At 70.1% G+C, this 19,589-nt stretch carries 16 protein-coding genes and 3 tRNA genes; 9 read left to right on the top strand and 10 right to left on the bottom strand.

Features of this window, described 5'->3' with window-relative positions; all coding sequences use genetic code 11:
* Position 1 precedes the first annotated feature (1 nt).
* From C8K38_RS19855 to C8K38_RS19840, 4 genes are all read right to left on the bottom strand, one after another.
* Entirely contained in the window at positions 2-934 is a 933-nt protein-coding gene (locus C8K38_RS19855) for an NAD-dependent epimerase/dehydratase family protein (RefSeq protein ID WP_097213120.1), read from the bottom strand.
* Between the two features lies 1 nt (position 935).
* Positions 936-1,943 carry a glycosyltransferase gene (locus tag C8K38_RS19850; protein WP_097213158.1) on the bottom strand — a complete coding sequence of 336 codons (1,008 nt, stop codon included), beginning with the start codon at positions 1,941-1,943 and terminating at the stop codon, positions 936-938.
* A 129-nt stretch (positions 1,944-2,072) separates the two neighbouring features.
* Positions 2,073-3,731 carry a glycosyltransferase family 39 protein gene (locus C8K38_RS28010; RefSeq protein WP_097213119.1) on the bottom strand — a complete coding sequence of 553 codons (1,659 nt, stop codon included), beginning with the start codon at positions 3,729-3,731 and terminating at the stop codon, positions 2,073-2,075.
* A gap of 24 nt (positions 3,732-3,755) precedes the next feature.
* The gene (locus C8K38_RS19840) at positions 3,756-5,996 is read right to left on the bottom strand and encodes a hypothetical protein (RefSeq protein ID WP_097213118.1); all 2,241 of its coding nucleotides are present in this window, start codon (positions 5,994-5,996) and stop codon (positions 3,756-3,758) included.
* 132 nt (positions 5,997-6,128) lie between these two features.
* On the opposite strand from C8K38_RS19840, the gene C8K38_RS19835 reads away from it, so the two are divergent.
* Positions 6,129-7,979 (top strand): glycosyltransferase, encoded by a 1,851-nt coding sequence (locus C8K38_RS19835; RefSeq protein ID WP_097213117.1) that lies wholly within the window; start codon positions 6,129-6,131, stop codon positions 7,977-7,979.
* A gap of 70 nt (positions 7,980-8,049) precedes the next feature.
* On the opposite strand, the gene glfT1 is transcribed toward C8K38_RS19835, so the two are convergent.
* Genes glfT1 through C8K38_RS19815 form a run of 4 tightly spaced genes read right to left on the bottom strand, consistent with a single transcriptional unit; the run spans position 8,050 to position 11,280 of the window.
* Positions 8,050-8,937, bottom strand: a complete 888-nt coding sequence (gene glfT1 / locus C8K38_RS19830; RefSeq protein ID WP_097213116.1) for a galactofuranosyltransferase GlfT1 — start codon at positions 8,935-8,937, stop codon at positions 8,050-8,052.
* The gene (wzt, locus tag C8K38_RS19825) at positions 8,934-9,755 is read right to left on the bottom strand and encodes a galactan export ABC transporter ATP-binding subunit Wzt/RfbE (protein WP_097213115.1); all 822 of its coding nucleotides are present in this window, start codon (positions 9,753-9,755) and stop codon (positions 8,934-8,936) included. The genes glfT1 and wzt overlap by 4 nt, the downstream gene beginning before the upstream one ends.
* A 16-nt stretch (positions 9,756-9,771) precedes the next feature.
* Entirely contained in the window at positions 9,772-10,647 is an 876-nt protein-coding gene (gene wzm / locus C8K38_RS19820) for a galactan export ABC transporter permease subunit Wzm/RfbD (RefSeq protein ID WP_097213114.1), read from the bottom strand.
* A 48-nt stretch (positions 10,648-10,695) separates the two neighbouring features.
* Positions 10,696-11,280 (bottom strand): bacterial proteasome activator family protein, encoded by a 585-nt coding sequence (locus C8K38_RS19815; protein WP_097213113.1) that lies wholly within the window; start codon positions 11,278-11,280, stop codon positions 10,696-10,698.
* Between the two features lie 182 nt (positions 11,281-11,462).
* Here C8K38_RS19815 and C8K38_RS19810 point away from each other — a divergent pair, with 182 nt between their 5' ends.
* Complete coding sequence (locus tag C8K38_RS19810; RefSeq protein ID WP_097213112.1) at positions 11,463-12,665, top strand: cysteine desulfurase-like protein; 1,203 nt, start codon at positions 11,463-11,465, stop codon at positions 12,663-12,665.
* A 6-nt stretch (positions 12,666-12,671) separates the two neighbouring features.
* On the opposite strand, the gene C8K38_RS19805 is transcribed toward C8K38_RS19810, so the two are convergent.
* Positions 12,672-13,658, bottom strand: coding sequence for an NAD(P)H-quinone oxidoreductase (locus C8K38_RS19805; protein WP_097213111.1), 987 nt, complete (start codon positions 13,656-13,658; stop codon positions 12,672-12,674).
* A 119-nt stretch (positions 13,659-13,777) separates the two neighbouring features.
* On the opposite strand from C8K38_RS19805, the gene C8K38_RS19800 reads away from it, so the two are divergent.
* The 3 genes from C8K38_RS19800 to C8K38_RS19790 all read left to right on the top strand — a co-directional run bounded on the left by C8K38_RS19800 (position 13,778) and on the right by C8K38_RS19790 (position 15,641).
* A complete protein-coding gene (locus C8K38_RS19800) occupies positions 13,778-14,941 on the top strand; it encodes an alpha-hydroxy-acid oxidizing protein (protein ID WP_097213157.1) in 1,164 nt (387 codons plus the stop codon).
* Positions 14,942-15,064: 123 nt separating this feature from the next.
* Positions 15,065-15,499, top strand: a complete 435-nt coding sequence (locus tag C8K38_RS19795; RefSeq protein ID WP_097213156.1) for a MarR family winged helix-turn-helix transcriptional regulator — start codon at positions 15,065-15,067, stop codon at positions 15,497-15,499.
* Between the two features lie 52 nt (positions 15,500-15,551).
* Positions 15,552-15,641 (top strand) — tRNA-Ser (locus tag C8K38_RS19790).
* A 60-nt stretch (positions 15,642-15,701) separates the two neighbouring features.
* Here C8K38_RS19790 and hisC read toward each other — a convergent pair.
* Positions 15,702-16,793 (bottom strand): histidinol-phosphate transaminase, encoded by a 1,092-nt coding sequence (gene hisC / locus C8K38_RS19785; RefSeq protein ID WP_097213110.1) that lies wholly within the window; start codon positions 16,791-16,793, stop codon positions 15,702-15,704.
* A gap of 114 nt (positions 16,794-16,907) precedes the next feature.
* On the opposite strand from hisC, the gene C8K38_RS19780 reads away from it, so the two are divergent.
* The 4 genes from C8K38_RS19780 (at position 16,908) to C8K38_RS19765 (ending at position 19,582) form a co-directional block, all read left to right on the top strand.
* Complete coding sequence (locus C8K38_RS19780) at positions 16,908-17,636, top strand: dienelactone hydrolase family protein (RefSeq protein WP_097213109.1); 729 nt, start codon at positions 16,908-16,910, stop codon at positions 17,634-17,636.
* Between the two features lie 84 nt (positions 17,637-17,720).
* Positions 17,721-17,812 (top strand) — tRNA-Ser (locus C8K38_RS19775).
* A 35-nt stretch (positions 17,813-17,847) separates the two neighbouring features.
* A tRNA-Arg gene (locus tag C8K38_RS19770) sits at positions 17,848-17,920 on the top strand.
* Positions 17,921-18,523: 603 nt separating this feature from the next.
* Positions 18,524-19,582 carry a hypothetical protein gene (locus C8K38_RS19765; protein WP_257017624.1) on the top strand — a complete coding sequence of 353 codons (1,059 nt, stop codon included), beginning with the start codon at positions 18,524-18,526 and terminating at the stop codon, positions 19,580-19,582.
* The last annotated feature ends 7 nt before the right edge of the window (positions 19,583-19,589 follow it).

Below are 19,589 nucleotides of genomic sequence, written 5' to 3'. Positions count from 1 at the left end.
ACTACCGGCCGAGTGAGTGCCGGGTCGCCTCCAGTGTGGCGGCGATGCCGGCGGGCAGGGTCCGGTACGGCCGGCGATCCAGTTCCGGCCAGACCGTCGAGCGCAACCGCAGGTCCCCGGACTGGACGTTCGCGAGCGGCGACGATGCGAGCACGACGGTGGGCTTGCGGCGGAAGACCGTCCGGCAGGCGCCGAGCAGGGCGCCGATGGTGGTGCTCTGGCCCGAGGCGAAGATCTTGGTGACCCGCTCGCCGGGCCGGGACTGCGCGAGGTCGAGGGCGTCGGCGACCATCGCGGCCGCGTCCGTCACGAACAGGTAGTCGCGCATCGTGTCCATCGGCACGTAGATCGAGATCGGTGCCGACATCAGGTAGCCGCGGCACAGGTGCGAGATGAGTCCCTGCGGCTTGGTCAGGTTCTGGCCGGGTCCGTACAGGTTGGCGAACCGCCCCACGACGACGGACGACCCTGTGTCGGCGCCGAAGCGGTGCATCAGCTGCTCGGCCGCCAGCTTCGCGCGGCCGTAGTCGCCGAGCGGTACCGGGTCGGTGTCCTCCGTGTAGGGCGCCCCGGACGAGCCGGCGTACACCCCGCCCGCCGAGGAGGCGTGCAGGACCACGCCGGGTCCCGCGGGGCCGCGGGCGATCCGGGCGATCTCGCCCAGTACGTCGGACACGACGGCGTTCTCCGCGGCGAACTCTTCGGCGGTGGTGCCGTTCACGCCGATCCCGGCGCACCAGACGAGCCGCCACGGTCCACCCTCGGCCGAGTCGATCACCCGGCGAGCGTCCGCGAAGAGCACCTTCCTGGCGAGGTCGCCGTCGTGCCAGGGAACCCGGCTGGTCTCGACCCGCAGGCCCCGTCGCCCGAGCTCGCGGGTGACGGCGCTGCCGAGCAGTCCGCCGCCGCCGACGACCCAGGTCGGGGTGTTCAAGTCAGGCTTCCGCCGGGTCGGTTCGGTGTTCGTGCGGCACCGGCTCGGCCCGTCCGAGCGGGCCCGCCGCCGGATCGCCGACGATCAGGTAGGGCGGCTTGCCCATCGCGGTCTTCACGTTGACCCCGACGTACTCGGCGATCACCCCGAGGGAGAACAGGATCGCACCCATGCCGAACAGCAGGATCACCATCGTCGAGGCCCAGCCCCGAACCTCGCTGTGGACATCGAAGAACAGGTACGACACCAGCACGTACAGCACCAGCGCCAGGCCGAGGGCGGCGAACAGCACCCCGATGAAGCTGACCATGCGCAGGCCCTTGGTCCCGCTGGAGAGCACCATGCGCCAGAAGTGGGAGAGCAGGCTGCGCAGGTGGTAGCCGGAGCGGCGGCCGTGCTCGGCGCGCAGCGCCACCGGGCTGGTCGTCACGTCGCCCGCGATCCAGCCGAGCGCGACGTCAAGGTAGGCCTCGGACCCGGCATATGCGGCCACCGAGCGGCCGACCTCGCCGAGGACCAGCCGGAAGCTCTGGAAGCTGCGGGTGTTGTCGCCGGACAGAGCGCGCGCGATGAGCCACTTCGAGCCCCTGGAGGCGGCGTTGCGCAGCATCCCGTGCGGCGCGGCGTTCGTCGGGCTCGCGTAGACGACGGTGGCCTGCTCGTCGAGTGCGGTGTCGAGCAGTCCGCCGATCGCGGCGGGGTCGTGCTGACCGTCCTCGTCCATGGTGACGATCCACTCGCCCCCGCTCGAGGCCATACCTGCCAGGGTCGCGGGGTGCTGTCCGAAGTTCCGACTCAGCCAGATCGGCCTGACGAAGGAGTGTTCGGATGCCAGCTGCCGGATGACCTCGGCCGAGTCGTCGGGGCCGTGGTCGAAGACGAGCAGGACCTCCTCGACCAGCATCGGTCGGCCTGCGGGGGTGAAGCGGGGCGTCGTCCACGGCAGGATCTCGTCGATCAGCGCGCGCAGCGTCTGAGCGCCCTGGTACACCGGCACCACGACGGAGATCCGGTGCGGAGCCACCGTGGGTCGGGCGTCATCGGAGGTCACGGGCTGGGAGTTTACTCGGGCCGACGGCGGTCGAACGCCCACGTCGTGTGTTCGCCGCCACCGTGTGATGTCTGCCGCGTTGTCGGCCTACGGGCAATCGTCGCCGTAGACCCATAGCCGGGCATTGCCCGCGACCAGGAGGGGCCGGTAGGTCCAGACCATCGCGGCGTCCTCGCCAGGGCGCTCCGCGACGCTCACCAGGTAGCAGGAGCGGTTGCCGGGGAAGATCCACGAACCGGGCGGCGACATGCCGACGGCCGAGTGATAGCCGTTCCATTCCAGCCCGGCGTCGACGTCGACGGCCGGGACGCCCGTCGCCACCAGGTGTTCGGCCGCGTTCCACCGGGCGGAGTCGTAGGCGAGACCGGCGGCGGTGATCATCAGCGAGACGACCGCCAGCCCGGCGAGCGCGGCCGCGGCGGGCAGTCGCTCGGCGACGCGGGCGAGGGTCGGGTGCCGCGGCGGCGTCGACGGGAGTCCGGTCCGTTCGGACAGGACGATCGCCAGCAGCGTCGGCAGCAGCAGCAGCCAGTAGCGGTCGAACAGGTTCTGCCCGGTCAACGCGGTCGCGAGATTGCCGAGCACCATCAGCGCCCCGAACGTGCCGAGCACCGGGTCGACCCGGCGGAGTTGTCGCGTGAGCACGCCGGCGAGCAGCACCCCGGAACCGCACGCGAGCGCCACGATGAGCCACCACAGCACGCTGGGGAAGATCGCGGCGGGGCGGCCGTGGCCCGCTGCCCAGTACGGCCCGGCGGGGTCGAGGTAGTTGCCGACGAAGAAGTTCTTGGTGCCGTAGCGGTACACCGTCCACAGCGCGACCCCCGCGGCCGCGGCGGAGGCGAGGAGCGCGCCGCGGCCCCAGCGCCACGGGCGAGCCACCAGCAGCACCGCGGGCGCCGCACCCAGTGCCAGGACGAAATAGCCCTGGACCAGGATGCGTCCGCCGACCTTCGCCAGGCTCTCCGGCACGGCCAGCACCGGCGGGTCGCCTGCGCCGAAGGACTGGCGCCACAGTTCGAACCCGACGACCGCGGTGAGCAATATCGCGCCGGCACCCGCCACGGCGATCCAGTCACGCCTGCGCCGCGAGCGCCATGCGGTCACCGTGGCGACCGCCAACACCGCGGCCGGTGCGGCGAGCGCCTGCTCGCGGATCGTGAAACCCCAGAATCCGACGGCCATCGACACCGCCAGCAGCACCAGCGACCCGCTCCGCAGTGCCCTTCGGCCGACGGCGAGGCAGACCATGATCGCCGCCATCGCGGGCACGTCGAGCATGAAGCTGGTGGTCAGCAGGCCGAATCCCGGCCAGATCGCGACGATCAGCACGGCGAGGGCGGCGCGCGCCCGACCCACCGACGGCGCGACCAGGTCGTACACCGCCGCGAGCGCGACCACGCCGAGCAGGGCCACGAAGAGGTGCTGGGCGACCAGCCAGCGGGCGAGCGGCCCCAGCACGATGAATAGCCCGAACAGCGCCGAACGGTTCCAGCCGAGCAGTTCGATGCCCCCGGTGCTCCCGAAGGTCTGCGCGATCCGGCTGTACGACCACGCGTCGTTGTGCGGGATGGACAGGCCGCCGGTCGCCGCGGACAGGGTCAGCGGGACGAGCACCCCGAGCAGCCCCGCCGCGGCGAGCAGCACCCAGGCGAGCCGGCTCCTGCGCGACGCCGCGCCTTCACCCGCGGGCAGCGAGTCGCTCCCGGTCGTCGCCATGACGTCGGGTGAGGGCGTTCGACTCATCGACAACCTTTCCGGTCCGCCCGCTCACGCCTCGCTGGTGTTCGCATCCACCGGGGCGTCGGCGCGGGAGGTGCGACGGCCGCGGTAGTACAGCCCTGTGAGTATGACGATCACCACGATCCCGAACCCGGCGGCCGCGAAACCCAGTCGCTGCCCCGGCGGACGGAACGTGATCTCGAGCTCGGCGTTGTCGGTGCCCGGCGGGACATCGACGTAGAGGAACGTGTCGCCGAGTCCCTTGGTCTGCAGCGGCTGACCGTCGAGCGTCGCCCGGTAGCCGGGCCACGCCAGCCGGGCGAAGATCACACTTCCTCCGTTGGGCGAGGTCACGCGCACGCGTTCGGAATTGACACTCGCCGATTCCGGGACCGCGTCGGCACCGACCGTCGCGGAGACCCGGCCCGGCTGGTCAGAGACGCGCCCATCGATCCGTTCGAGTACATAGATCTGGTCCGAGGCAGGGCGCGGGGCAGAGGTCTCCGGCGGCGTCACCCACTGCCAACCCTCGGGCGCTGGTTTCCGATCGAGGCCAGGGTGCTGCGCCTTCTGCACCACGACACGGTCGAGGAGCATCAGGTCGGCGAAGGTCTTTCCCGTGTACCGATCGATCGCGAACACGTTGCGGAAGGCGTCTTTGCAGGTCGACCCCTCGTACTTGATGCAGAGCAGATCCCCGAAGCCCTGGTGTCCGATCGGGGTGTAGGCGTTGACGTAATCGAGGTCCAGCACCTTCGCGTAGTTTCCGTACACCTGCGAATGCCACGGCAGGTTCGGGCTGTCGGGTGCATCCTCCGTCAGGCTCCTGGTACCCAGTTGCAGGGTGGTGCCCTCCCAGCGAGGGAACTCGGACTTGGCCTCGGATTGGCTCGACGGAAGGTGCCAGGTGCTCAGGACGGGCGAGTAGGTCGAGACCTGGTAGAAGAGGATCGGCAGGCTGGTCGCGATCAGCAGCGCCGCGACGGCACGATCGCCGAACCGCCGGGCCAGGTACAGGGCCAGGACACCGAAGACCGCGATCAGGGCGCCCCACATCACATGGCGCCCGAAGTACTGCGGTCCCGACGAGCTCGCGCGCAGCACCAGCACCAGGACCAGCAGGCCTGCCGCCACCAACCGTGGGCGCAGCGGGCGGGTGGTGCCGTAGCGGCTGAGCAGGGCCGCCAGCAGCACCAGGGAGATCACGGCCACGAACGGCAGCAGCCGTGCCGGCCACCGGATCTGGCCGATATCGCTGGGACCGGAGGTGAACAGCAGGATGAAACCGAGCAGCAGCAGCGGGGCGGAGAACTCCCGCAGCGCGGGCTGGGCCTTGCGCCACGCGATGAACGCGAGCGCCGGGATCGCGAACCAGGCGATGTAGGTGATCGGCGCGGTGGTCGTCTCCCCGGTCCACGACTCGATGCTCGACACCGACGACGGGATGCTCGCGGTGAACGTCTCCGACCACGGCGCGGTGAGGAAGTTGTCGTTGAGCGCGCCCTCCTCGCCGGTGCGCCAGGTCACCGACGAGGACAGCATCCCGGGCAGGAAGGTGATGGCGCCACACGCCGCTGCGGCCACGCCGGCCCCGCCGAGCAGCAGGGACGGTCGCCAGCGTCGCTGGTACAGGTATTCGCCGATCATCAGGCAGCCGATCAGCACGCCGGCCATCAGCGCGGAATGCGCGTAGCCGACGCTGATCGCCAGATAGAGGAACGCGAACAGGGGCAGCGGTCCGGACCGGCCGCGCGCGTACCGGACCCCGCTGGCCCAGGCCTGCACCACCCACGCCATGCCGATCAGCGAGGTGACCCAGGACGGGTCCTCGAAGTACAGGGTGAAACCGCCGAACGGGGCGGCCGCGCCCGCGACCGCGGCCCAGGCCGGGCGGGCGCCGTACTCCATCGCCACCCGGTAGACGCCCCAGCCGAGGACGATCGAGAACCCGAGCTTGACCGCCGTCGCCAGCAGGGCGAGGTTGTCCACCGACGGGGCGGCGTAGTTGATCGCCATCTGGACGGGATTCCACAGGCCGCCCTGGCCCTCGACCGGGTAGTTACCCGCCATCCACTGGTCGAGAACCAGCGTCGGGAACCACTGACCCTCGCGCATCAGGTGGCCGAGCTGGATCCAGTTGCCGACCGCGCCCGACTCGGTGTCGTCGACGTAGAAGTACCGGGGGTCCACGCTGAGGATGAGGAGGAACCCGAGGCAGATCACACCCGCGACCACGGCCCCCCATGCCCATCGGGTGCTCCGGGTGGATGCGGGCGGTTCGAATGTCACGAGAACTCCAGATAGCGCGGTCGGGTGCCAGTGACATTAACCGAGGTCGGGCTCGGTGGTTTCGTCGGTCAACTGCACGTCGGGATACCCTGCGGGTGGACATTGGCGACACGATCGAGAGTTGGCGGTTGGATGAACAAGCCCGAATTCCTTGAGTCCGGGGCCCCGGCGGCCGAGGTCGCGGCGCGGTTGCTCGTGCAGCGCGGCGTCTTCGTCGGCATGTCGCCGATCGTCAACGACGACCTCTATGTCGCGTTCCGCAAGGGTTCCGGCGACCGGGAACGTCACACGCTCCGCCTGGACGCGGGTGCGCGCGCCCACACCAACACCTACTTCGGACGGTTCGCGGCCAGCTACTGGCAGCGCTGGACCACGGTCACCGAGGTGCGGGTCAGCCTGCGGGCGGCCGGCTCCGGCCGTTTCCGGGTCCGCCTGGTGGCCTCCGACATCGCGGGGCACCGCCGAATCGTGGGTGCCGTCGCGGGCTCGGGCGACGAGACCGTCGAACTCTCCTCGCCGCTGGACAAGTTCGTCGACGGCGGCGCCCTCTGGGTGGAGATCGACGCGCTGGACGCCCCGCTGACCGTGGACCGCCTCGAGTGGACCGCGGCCGCGCCCGAGACCGTCCGCCCCGTCGCGATCGCGATCTGCACGTTCAACCGCGCCGACGACTGCGCGAAGACAGTCGCGGCGCTGGCCTCCGACGATCGCGTGCTCGAGGTCATCGATTCCGTCTACGTGGTCGACCAGGGGACCGACCTGGTCCGGGACCGTGAGCTGTACGGCGAGGTCGCGCCCAGGTTCGGCGACAAGCTGCACTACCTGCGGCAGCCCAACCTCGGCGGCGCGGGCGGCTTCACCCGCGGTCTCTACGAGGTCTCCGCGGCCGACGGGCACGCCGACGTGATCCTGATGGACGACGACATCCTGTGCGAGCCGGAGACCGTCCTGCGACTGAACGCCTTCGCGAACGTGACCGTCGAGCCGACCCTCGTCGGTGCCCAGATGCTGTTCCTGCTCAACCCGGACTACCTGAACGTGGGCGCGGAGGATGTCGATCTCGGCACCCTGCAGCACGGGCAGAAGGTGCCGAAGGCGCTGCGCAACACCAGCATGCTGAAGAAGAACCAGGAGCGCCGGGTCGACGCCGGATACAACGCCTGGTGGACGTGCCTGATCCCGGCCGAGGTGGTCGCGAAGGTCGGCCTCCCCGTCCCGATCTTCTTCCAGTGGGACGACGTCGAGTACGGGGTCCGCGCCCGCGAGGCGGGGTTCGTCACGGTCACCCTGCCGAACGCGGCGGTCTGGCATGCGGACTTCTACTGGAAGGACTTCGACGACTGGGCGCGCTACTTCAGCACCCGCAACTCCCTGATCGTCGGCGCGCTGCACAGCGACCTGGACACCAAGCGGCTGGGGCGGCAGTTCTTCCGGCAGATCAGCGAGTACCTCGTCGGCATGCAGTACGGGCTGGCGGCGACCACGCTGCGCGGTATCGAGGATTTCCTCGAGGGCCCGAAGGTGTTGCAGGACGGCGGTATCGCGGCGATGGCCGCGATCCGCGCGGAGCGGGCCGAGTACCAGGAGACGGTCAAGCACGACGCGGCCACCGCCCCGGTGCGGTCCGCGGACCTCACCACCCGGCGCTCGGGCGGCGAGCCGAGCGCGATGCGTCTGATCCTGATCAAGCGGGCCATCGACCAGTGGTTCGGCCGCACCCAGCACGGCCTGGTCAGCGTTCCGCGCGAGGATGCGCACTGGTGGCACATCTCGCTGTTCGACCACGTGGTGGTCACCGACGCCTCGCAGTCCGGGGTGCGGATCCGTCAGCGCGACAAGGGCAAGGCGGTCGACCTGCTGCGGCGAACGGTCCGGGTGCTGCGGCGCCTACGCGAGGACGGCGCCGCCGTTTCCCGCCAGTACCGTGACGCGGCCCCGCAGCTGACGAGTCGCGAGAACTGGGAACGCCTCTACGAGCAGTAGGCGGCGGCCGGAGGTCGTCCCCGTGCGGTCGGACCGCACGGGGACGCCTTGATCGGGGCCGGTGCGGCGGTCAGTTCCGCTCGAACCGTTCCTGCCTGCCCATCTTGCGCAGCCGCACCCAGTCGCGCAGACCGGCCGGGTCGCGGCGGTTGATCAGGAAGAACCAGCCGAAGCGCAGCCACTCCTGCGGGATCAGTCGTCGCATGCCCGGCTGCGAGAGCAGGTACCCGCGGTTGCGGTAGGTGTAGAACCGCTTCGTCTCGTTGTCCGGGTACTGGGTGTGCATCCGCCCGCCCAGGATCGGCTTGAACTCCTCGGCCCCGTTGGGATGCACGTACGCGGTCTGCAGGCAGGTGCCGAACGGCAGGCCGGAGCGGACCAGGCGGCGGTGCACCTCCACCTCGTCGCCGCGGACGAACAGGCGCAGATCCGGGACCCCGACCGCGTCGACCGCGGCGGCGGAGAACAGCGCCCCGTTGAACAGGGAGGCGATTCCCGGGAGCAGATCCTCGGTTCCGAGTTCGGAGCGCAGTCGCCGCCACTCGACGCCGCGGCGCAGCGGAAACGCCAGCCGGTCGGGGTCGTCGATGTCGCACACCACCGGGGACACCTCCGCGAGCCCGTGCCGGGTGGCGCAGTCGAGCAGGGTGGCGAGTACCTCGGGCCCCTCGGGGCGGCCGTCGTCGTCGGCCAGCCAGAGCCAGTCGGCGCCGAGGGACAGCGCGTACAGCATGCCGAGCGCGAACCCGCCCGCGCCGCCGAGGTTGTGCTTGGAGCCGAGGTAGGTGGTCGGCACGTCCGAGCCCTCGACGAGCGCGCGCACCTCGGCCTCGTCGGCGTTGTCGACCACCACGAGGTGGTCCAGCGGCCGGGACTGGGTGGAGAGCACCTTCAGCGACTCGGCGAGCAGCTCGCGGCGCTTGTGGGTGACCACCACGCCGATGATCCGTTCGGTCACAGGGCGGTCCCCGGCTGGTCCTGTTCGCGCTTCATCTCGGCGATGACGTGCCGCACGTGGTCGGCGGCGTCGTCGCCCTCGTAGGCGCGCACGACGTCCTCGATCTCGCCCCGCATGCGGATCTGGCCGTGGTCGACCCACATCGCGCTGTCGCAGAGCTGGGCGAGGAACTCGTTGGAGTGGCTCGCGAAGACCAGGATGCCGGAGCGCTCGACCAGCGCCTGCAGCCGGATCCGGGCCTTCTTCATGAATTCCGCATCGACCGCGCCGATGCCCTCGTCGAGGAGCAGGATCTCCGGGTCGATGCTGGTAACCACGCCCATCGCGACCCGAACCCGCATGCCCGTCGAGTACGTGCGCAGCGGCATCGACAGGTATTCGCCCAGTTCGGTGAACTCGGCGATCTCGTCCATCTTCGCCAGCATCTGCTTGCGGGTCTGGCCGAGGAAGAGGCCGCGGATGATGATGTTCTCGTAGCCGGAGATCTCGGGGTCCATGCCGACGCCGAGATCGAACACCGGCGCCACGCGCCCGCGGATCTTGGCGCTGCCACGGGACGGCTCGTAGATGCCGGACAGCAGCCGCAGCAGCGTCGACTTGCCCGCGCCGTTGTGGCCGACCAGCCCGATCCGGTCGCCCTCCTTGAGCGAGAGGGTGATGTCGCGCAGGGCCTCGACCACCACGACGTCGGAGTCGTTGCGGCCGATCGCGCCGCCGGCCTTGCCGAGGAAGGCCTTCTTCAGCGACCGCGACTTTGCGTCGAAGATCGGGAAGTCGACGCACGCGTTGTGCGTGTCGATACTGACGTGCTTCGTCATCTGTTGACCGCTCTTCCTAGACCCAGTAGGGCACGCGGGCCCGGTACTTGCGCAGTGCCACGAGCGCCAGCGCCCAGCCGGCCACGGTGATCCCCAGCACGATGTACCAGTGGTACAGCGCCTGCGGCTGCCCGATCATCGGCGCGCGGACGATCTCGAGGTAGTGGTAGAGCGGGTTGAGCTCGGCGATCCTCGCGCGTTCGGCGACCGCGCCGCCCTGCGCGACGAGGCTCTGGGTGGTCCACATGATCGGCGTCAGCACGAAGAGCAGCAGCGTCATCGACGACAGGATGGGGGCGATGTCGCGGTAGCGGGTGGCGAAGATGCCGAAGACGATCGACACCCACACCGCGTTGAGCACGAGCAATGCCACCGCGGGGATCGCCGCGAGCGATGCCCAGCTCAGGTCCCGCCATACCGCGAATGCGACGACCATGATCACGTAGATGACCAGGTTGTGCGCGAAGAACAGCAGCTGTCGCCACACCAGGCGGTAGATGTGCACGCTCAAGGCCGAGGGCAGCTGTTTGATCAGGCCCTCGTTGGCGATGAAAACCTCGGACCCCTCGATGATCGAGGCGTTGATCAGGTTCCAGACGATCAGGCCGACGGTCACGTAGGGCAGGAACTCGTTCAGCGGCATGTCCAGCAGCGCCGCGTAGAGGATGCCGATGGCGGTGGCCTGCACGCCGGTGGCGATGGTGATCCAGAACGGGCCGATCACCGAGCGGCGGTAGCGCTGCTTGATGTCCTGCCAACCGAGGCTCAGCCACAGTTCGCGCTGCGTGAATCCGTCCCTCAGGTCCTTGAACCCGCGACGGAGGGTCTGCGAGTCGGAGACCGGGGGGACATCGGTGGCCAATGCCTCGGATTCTGGGGCGGATGCTGACACGGTGACCGAGCCTACTGGTCGGCCGCGCGGGGCCGACCAGGCGCACGGCTACAGGTACTGGCCGGTACCCGAGCCCTGCTGCGGATTCTGGTGCCCGTGGCCTGCGCCCATGCCTGGTGGCAGCGCACCCTGGCGAATCTGCTCGAGCTGGGACCGGGCCGCCATCTGCTGGGCGAACAGCGCGGTCTGGATGCCGTGGAACAGGCCCTCGAGCCAGCCGACGAGCTGCGCCTGCGCGATCCGCAGTTCGGCGTCGGAGGGGACCGTGTCGTCGGTGAACGGCAGGGTCAGTCGTTCGAGTTCGTCGCGGAGTTCGGGGGCCAGGCCCTGCTCGAGCTCCCGGATCGAGGATTTGTGGATCTCCTTGAGCCGGTTCCGGCTGGCGTCGTCGAGCGGTGCCGCGCGGACTTCCTCGAGGAGTTGCTTGATCATGGTGCCGATTCGCATCACCTTGGCCGGCTGTTCGACCATTTCCGCGAGATTCTCGCCGTTCTCTCCCTCGGGGCGGCCCGCGCCCGCGAAGCCGGTGTCGCCCGGACCCGATCCGACGCCGGGGAGGCCTGCGGCGGCGACCATCATGGGTTGCCCGTCGGGTCCGATCACGACCACCTGCTCATTGTCCGGTTGCGTCATGGCTCCATCTTGTATCAGGAGAGCAGCCCGCGCATCGACCGACGGCGAACCATGCACGGGTTTCGGCGCGCGGCGCGGAACCCGGAAAAATTTGTGTTGTATGCAGTTACAGATACTGTGATGCCTCACAATCCGGCCATCCGCATCGCACCGATTCGAAATTAGGTCCTAGGCTGTCGGGCATGGCATACGACGTCGCCCGGGTGCGGGGACTTATCCCTTCGCTCGGAGACGGTTGGATCCATCTCGATCCCCAGGCCGGCATGCAGCATCCGGATTCGGTGTCCACCGCGGTGTCGACCGCGTTCCGTGGCTCCGCGGCCTCCCACACCGGCAGGCACGTCTCGTCGCGGCGCAGCGCCGCGACGCTGGAGGCGGCCCGCGAGGCGGTCGCCGATCTCGTGGGCGGCGACCCGGCGGGCGTGGTGCTCGGCCAGGACCGGGCCGTGCTGTTGGCCTGGCTGGCCGAGGCACTCAGCTCGAGGCTCGGCCTCGGCACCGGCGTCGTGCTCTCCCGGCTCGACGAGGAAGCCAACGTCGCGCCCTGGTTGCGGGTGGCGAATCGCTATGGTGCGCAGGTTCGTTGGGCCGAGGTCGAGATCGACACCTGCGACCTGCCGAGCTGGCAGTTCGCCGAGCTGATCGGGGCCACGACGCGACTGGTCGCGCTGACCGCGGCCTCCCCGATCGTCGGTTCGGCGCCGGACGTGCGGGTGGCCGCGGACCGGATCCACGAGGTCGGTGGCCTGCTGGTCGCCGACGCCATCGCGGCCGCGCCCTACGCGCACGTGGACATCCACGAGATGGGTGCCGACGTGCTCGCGGTGAACGCGCCGAGTTGGGGCGGTCCGCAGATCGGCGCCCTGATCTTCCGCGAGCCCGCGCTGCTCGACAAGATCCCCGCGATCTCGTTGAACCCGTACGCCACCGGACCGGAGCGGCTGGAGATGGGCGGGCACCAGTACGCCCTGCTCGCCGGGCTGACCGCCTCGATCGACTACCTCGCCGGACTGGACGAGACCGCCCGCGGCAGCCGCAGGGAGCGCCTGGAGACCTCGATCAGTTCGCTGCAGGACTACCACGACCGGATCTTCGACTACCTGATGGCGTCGCTGCGGCGGCTGCCCCAGGTGATGCTGATCGGCACCTCGCACAGCCGCGTGCCGACCATCAGCTTCACGGTCGCCGGGGTGCCCGCGGAGAAGGTGTCGCTGCACTTCGCCGAGCGCCGGATCGGGACTCTCGTCGGCGAGCGCGGCGGCAGCAGGCTGCTGGACTCGCTCGGGGTCAGTGACGAGGGCGGTGCCGTGACGATCGGCCTGGCGCCCTACACCACCCGGTACGAGATCGATCAGCTCGTGCGCGCTGTCGCCGCCCTCGGCTGATCGGCCTCACTCGAGCGTCAGCACCACCTTGCCGACGGTCTCGGGCGCATCCAACAGGGCATGGGCTCGCGCGGCCTCGGTGATCGGCAGCTCGGCGTGCACGACCGGCCGGACGGCGCCGTCCGCGACCATCGGCCAGAGTCGCTCGGTCACCGCGGCGACGATGGCGGCCTTGCTCGAGCGCCCGGTCTCCGGCCTGCCGCGCAGGCCCGTCGCGAACACCCGGCCCCGCTTGGCGAGCAGCTTGCCCAGGTCCAGCTCGCCGACCCGGCCGCCCTGCATGCCGATCACGCAGAGCTGCCCGTCCTTGGCCAGGGCGTCGATGTTCCGGCCGAGGTAGGCGCCGCCCATGTTGTCGAGGATCAGGTCGGCGCCGCCGCGGGGGGTCGCGGACAGCGCGGCCACGAAGTCGTCCTCGCGATAGTTGACGGCGATCGACGCGCCCAGCCGACGGCACACCGCCAGCTTGTGCTCGGAGCCTGCCGTCGCGGCGACGGTGGCGCCGAGCGCGGCCGCCACCTGGATCGCGTGGGTGCCGATGCCGCCCCCGCCGCCGTGGATCAACACCACCTGGCCCGCCTGCAGGCCGGCGATCATCACCAGGTTCGACCACACCGTGCAGGCCACCTCGGGCAGCGCGGCCGCCGCGATCAGGTCCAGGCCCTCGGGCACCGGCAGGAGCTGGGTCGCCGGGACCGTCACCCGCTGGGCGTAGCCGCCGCCGGAGAGCAGCGCGCACACCGGGTCGCCGACCGCCCAGCCGCGCACGCCGTCGCCGAGCTCGGCGATGGTGCCCGAACATTCGAGCCCGAGGATCTCGCTGGCTCCCGGCGGCGGGGGGTACAGGCCCTCCCGCTGCAACAGGTCGGCGCGGTTGATCGCGGTGGCCGCGACGTCGATGAGGACCTGCCCCTGCCCCGGCCGCGGATCGGGGACCTCGGCCCACTCGAGCACCTCGGGTCCGCCGGGGCCGGTCACGGTGATGGCGCGCATGATGTCGACGCTAGCCCGCGCCCGTCCCGCTGTCGCGGGAGCGGCCGAACCGGTGCGCCGACCCCTCCCGTCCGGGGCCGGGACCCGCTACCGTCACGCGGGTGACCTACTTCGGCAACATGCAGAACGAGATCTACCTGTCCGGGGTCGGCGGCGCCAGGCCCGATCTGCCGATGACCGCGGCCGGGCTCGAGGAGCTGGCCGCGACCACGCTGTCGCCGGAGGCCTTCGCCTACATCGCGGGCAGCGCGTCGAGCGAGCGGACCGCCGCCGCGAACCTGGCGGCCTTCGAGCGGCACTCGATCGTGCCCCGGATGCTGCGCGGGACCGCGGCCCCTGGCGCGCGGGACCTCAGTGTGGAGGTGCTGGGTACCCGGCTGGCCGCGCCGGTGCTGACCGCGCCCGTCGGGGTCCTCGAACTGGTGCACCCGAACGCGGAGCTGGCGGTCGGCGAGGCCGCCGACGAGCTCGGGATCGGCTCGGTGCTGTCCACGGCGTCGTCCACCCCCATCGAGCAGGTCGGGGCGGTGTCCGGCGAGAACTGGTGGTATCAGCTCTACTGGCCCGCCGACGACGAGGTGGCGCAGTCGCTGGTGCGCCGGGCCGAGGCCGCGGGCGCGAAGGCGATCGTGCTCACCGCGGACACGCCGGGAATGGGCTGGCGCCCAAGAGATCTCGAGCTCGGTCACCTTCCGTTCCTGCAGGGCAAGGGGATCGCGAACTATCTCACCGACCCCGTCTTCCGTTCCCGGCTCGCCAGTGCGCCCGAGGAGAGCGCCGAGGCGATGCAGATGGCCGTGCTGACCTGGGTGTCGATGTTCGGGAACCACACCCTGCGTCCGGCCGACGTGACCCGACTGAGGGAGTGGACGGACCTGCCGATCGCGGTCAAGGGCATCCTGCACCCGGACGACGCACGCGCGGTGGTCGACGCGGGCGCGGCGGGCGTGGTGGTGAGTAATCACGGCGGCAGGCAGGTGGACGGTGCGATCGCCGCGCTTGACGCCCTCGCGCCAGTGGCCGCTGCGGTGGGCAGCCACGCGGATGTGTTGCTGGACTCGGGAATTCGGTGCGGGGCGGACGTGCTCACGGCATTGGCGCTCGGTGCGGACGCGGTGCTCTACGGCAGGCCGTGGGTGTACGGGCTCGGCCTCGCGGGCAAGGCGGGCGCCCGGCACGCGCTGCGAATCCTGCTGGCGGATTTCGATCTGACGCTCGGATTGGCCGGGTTTGCGAAACTCGCCGAGATCGACACCTCCGCGTTGCGCGCGGTGTCCGGCTGATGCAACGCCGGACTTTCAGACCGAGCGGTATGAATCATGAGCGCAGGCAACTAGAATGGTTGCGTGACAACACAGATCGACGGTTCTGAGGACGAGACCCCCCGCTGGCTCGACGACGCGGAGATGGCCGCATGGCGCGCCTTCATCGACGGCTCCCAGCGGCTGATGGGATTACTCAACCGCGAGTTACAGGATCGGCACGGGCTCAGCACGGCCGACTATCGAATTCTCGTGATGCTGTCCGAATCGCCGGACGGGTCGGTCCGGATGAGCGATCTCGCGGACGGCGTGATCTCCTCGCGCAGCAAGCTGACCCATCAGATCCGTCGGATGGAGGCGGACGGGATGGTCACCAGGAACACCTGCCTCGACGACGGCCGCGGGGTGCTGGCGATCCTCACCGAGGAGGGGCGCCGACGGCTCGAGGAGGCGGCCCCGACGCACGTCAGCGGGGTGCGTCGCTATCTCGTCGATCTGCTGGACGCGGACGAGCTGACGAGCGTCGAGAGGGTGTTCACGAAGGTGAACGCCGCCATCGGCGAGCGATCGGCGGGCTGACCCGGCGCGGTGGATTCCGCCGGGCGCCGGGGGTGCCGTTAGGATCTGCGGTGGAAGCGTGGCAGAGCGGCCGAATGCACTCGCCTTGAAAGCGAGCGTGGCGTTAAACCCACCGGGGGTTCAAATCCCTCCGCTTCCGCCAAACTGAACGGCTCCGACCGGGCGTGTCCTGGTCGGAGCCGTTCTGCGTGGTACGGAGTCCTCAGCCCTGCTGGGAGGCCTTCCAGATGGGCAGGCCGGCCCCGAGGGCGAACGCCAGGAAGGTGTCGTTCTCGTCGGGATCGCCGATGGTCACGCGCACGCCGTCCCCCGCGAACGGTCGCATGAGCACCTTCGCGGCGACGCCCGCCTCGCCGAAGGCCGCCGCCTGGTCGCCGAGCGGAAGCCAGAGGAAGTTGGCGGAGGTCGGCGGCACGTCGTATCCGCCCGCGATCAGCGCGTCCCGCACCCGCGTCCGCTCGGCGACCACCCCGTCGGTACGGGCGAGCAGTTCCGCGTCGGCGGCGAGCGAGGCGACCGCGGCGGCCTGGGCGACGCTGGTGACCGCGAACGGCAGGTGCACCTTGAACAGGGCGGCGATGATCTCCGGGTCGCCAATCGCGTACCCGATCCTCAGTCCGGCCAGGCCGTAGGCCTTCGAGAAGGTCCGCAGTACAACGACATTCGGCCGGCCTTCGGCCAGGGCGATGCCGTCGGGTGCGGCCTCGGCGCCGGCGTCGGGTCGCACGTACTCGTAGTAGGCCTCGTCCAGCGCGACCAGGATGTGCGGGGGGACCGCGTCGAGGAACCGCGCGAGGGCCTCGGCGGCGACCACGGTCCCGGTCGGGTTGTTCGGGTTGCAGATGAAGATCAGCCGGGTGCGGTCGGTGATGGCCGCGAGCATGGCGTCGAGGTCGTGCTCGTAGTCGGCGGTCAGCGGGACCTCGACGGGGGTGGCGCCCGCGACCTTGACCACCACGGGATAGGCCTCGAACGAGCGCCACGCGTAGATCACCTCGTCGCCCGGCCCGGAGGTCGCCTGCACCAGTTCGAGGCAGATGCCGACCGATCCGCAGCCGGTGGTGATCCGGTCCGCGCTCACACCGAGCTTGGCGGCCAGCGCGTCGCGCACGGCGACCGAGCCGTTGTCCGGGTAGCGATTGGCGCCCGCCGCGGCCTCGGCGATCGCCTCCATCACGCTGGGCAGCGGACCGGCGGTGGTCTCGTTACTGGCCAGTTTGATCGCGCCGGGAAAGCTGCGTCCCGGCACGTAGGGGGCGATTCTCGAGAGGTCGGGGCGGGTGCGCACGGTCATGGATCGACATTATGCGCCGCTTCCGATCGGGCGTGGCGGGTGCGGCGAAAAAGAACCCGGTGACCCCGAAAAGAATCTTGAACGGGTGGGCCGTGAGCGTGCCAAGGTATACGTATGTCGGGAATCTTCACGGACAGCGCGGTGCTGCGCGCCCTGGGGGAGCATCCGGACGAGCCCCCCGTTCGCGTCCCCCTGACGGCCGTCGAACCGGACGGACCCGCCCGCGGCGGCATCGTGGTCCTGCACGAATCGCGGGAGTTCACCGACAACCTGCTCGCTCTCATGCGCTCGCTCGCGGCCGAGGGCTGGCTGACGGTGGCGCCGCACCTTTTCCATCGGGAGCCCCTGCACAGCACCGCGGAGGTGTTCGGGGACAACCTGTTCGACGACTTCGACGCGGCCTTCGACTGGCTCACCGCGCGCGGGGTGTACCCGGACTGTGTCGGGGTGCTCGGCTTCGACGACGCGGGCACGGCCGCCCTGCTCGTCGCGACGTCGAGGCCGGTGGGCGCCGCGGTCAGCGTGTCCGCGCGCGGCATCGTCCACCCACTCGCGGAGGGTGCCCCGGCTCTGGTGGAGGCGGCCCCGAGGCTGCAGGCTCCGTGGCTGGGGCTGTACGGCGAGGACGACCCGGGTACCCCGCGCGAGGAGGTCGAACGACTGCGGGACGCGATCGCGCGCGCCGACGTGGCGACCCTGGTGGTCAGCTACAGCGGTCTCGCGCACCGCGCGGACGAGCCGCCGGAGTTCCCGGTGGACGGCGACGACAACGATCCGGCCGCGCAGGCGATGATGGATGCGCAGCGCCGGATCTTCGACTGGTTCGATGGCAATCTTCGCTAGAAATCGCTGTGACCGGCCGTTTTGCGCCCCACGCCGTGCCTGTGTAATCTTTCCATCCGGCGGTTCCGAAAGGACCTGAGCCTAGGAAGCGTGCCAGAGCGGCCGAATGGGACTCACTGCTAATGAGTTGTCCTCCTCAAAGGGGACCGGAGGTTCAAATCCTCTCGCTTCCGCCACGCTGGTGCTCGTAGGCCAGCACAACTGAAGACATGCGCCCGTAGCTCAACGGATAGAGCACTTGACTACGGATCAAGAGGTTAGGGGTTCGAATCCCTTCGGGCGCACAGTGAGGAGCCCCTCGCCGGCAGCAATGCCGGTGAGGGGTTTTCTCGTGGGCCTCCGGTTGAACTCCCGTCGGACGCAGCGGCTTTCGGCCGCGCGACCGGTGGTGGCGCGACTAGCACGCACGTTCGATTACCGCTAAGGTGGTTGTCGCGGGCCGATGGAGCCAGCCAGCTCGAAGGCATGGGCCCGCACCAAACGTGCCGCCCGGTTCCCCGACCTGGGGCGGCATGCGGGCCCCGCCGATCCACGTGATCGGCGGGGCTTTTCGCATCGATGATCAGGCGCGGCGGTGCCGCGAATTGCCGGATTTCTCCTCGCCATCTGTGTGCCGCCTGTGGACGGGCCTCCGGTCGGGCTGGGGATCAACAGTCCGTCGCCTCCGCGTCATCCCGTTATCCACAGGCCTGTGGATGGCAAAGCCGCAGGTACAGGCTAATTACATCGATGTAATCCACAGATTCGTCCACACTGTCCACAGTCTGGCGCCGGGTGTTAACAGGATTTGTCCACAGCTGTGGACAAGTCGCGGGATCGGTGACGGGCACGACGGCCGCCCGGTTGGGGGACACTGGGGAACCCAGGGCCACGGAAGGACAGCAGCCATGACACTGGCGTCCGCGCTGATCGGTCGGACCGAGACCGGGCGCGCCCGGCGCAGGCCGCTGCTGCTGCGGGACGCGCAGGCCAGTTCCCTCGTCGAGGCGTTCGTCATCATCGGGGTGCTGACGATCCTGGTCACCCGTGCCTACCTGCATCTGACCGGGTACCCACAGGTCGGCGGGTCCACACTGCACGTCGCACACGTGCTGTGGGGCGGGCTGCTGATGGTGGCGGCCCTGGTCGTGGTGTTCTCGTTCCTCGGCCTGCGGCCGCGACTCCTCGCGGTGGTGCTGGGCGGCATCGGATTCGGGCTCTTCCTCGACGAGGTCGGCAAGTTCGTCACCAAGACCAACGACTACTTCTACCGTCCCGCCGTCGCGATCATGTACGTCGTCGTGGTGGTCCTGCTGCTGCTCAACCGCTGGCTGCACGACTCCCGGCCGCCGAGCGTCGCCGAGGACATCAGCAACGCCGCCGCCATCGCGGTGGACGGCCTGATCCGGGGACTGCCGCCGGAGCGCCGGGCGCTCGCGCAGGCGCAACTGCACCGGGCGCAGGTGGCGGGCGCCGACGTGGCCGCGATCGCGGACATCGGTGACCTGCTCGCGCGCTGCGATCCGCGGGAGCCCGGCCGGTTCGGGGGAGTGCGGGCGTGGGAATCGCGGCGGATCCCGTCCGCGCTGAGCAGTCGCACCGCGGTCGGCGTGGCGGCCTTCGTCCTTGTGCTCTTCTCGACGTCCGGGCTGATCAACGCCATCGTCACGCTGTCCTCCGATCTCGAGGGCGCGGCCGGGACCATCACCACCCTCGGTCAGCTCGCAGGCACCGCCGTCGCGTGCGTGCTGAGCTGGGTCGGCGTCGTGAGGCTCCGCAACGGCAAGCTGTGGCCGCTGCAGTTCCTGCGGGCCGCGGCGCTGGTCACGGTGCTGTTGACCCAGGTGTTCGACTTCGTCGCGCAGGAGTTCGGGGCGTTGCTCAACGTGGTGGTCGGGTTGTTCGCGCTGGCGGTGCTGTCGGCCAGGATCGCGGTGCTCGAGCGCCGCGCGGCCGAGGCGGCGTGAGCGGTCG

This window comes from Rhodococcus sp. OK611 (assembly GCF_003050885.1).
GTDB lineage: Bacteria > Actinomycetota > Actinomycetes > Mycobacteriales > Mycobacteriaceae > Rhodococcus_G > Rhodococcus_G oryzae.
This window is presented reverse-complemented; position numbering and strand designations above follow the sequence as displayed.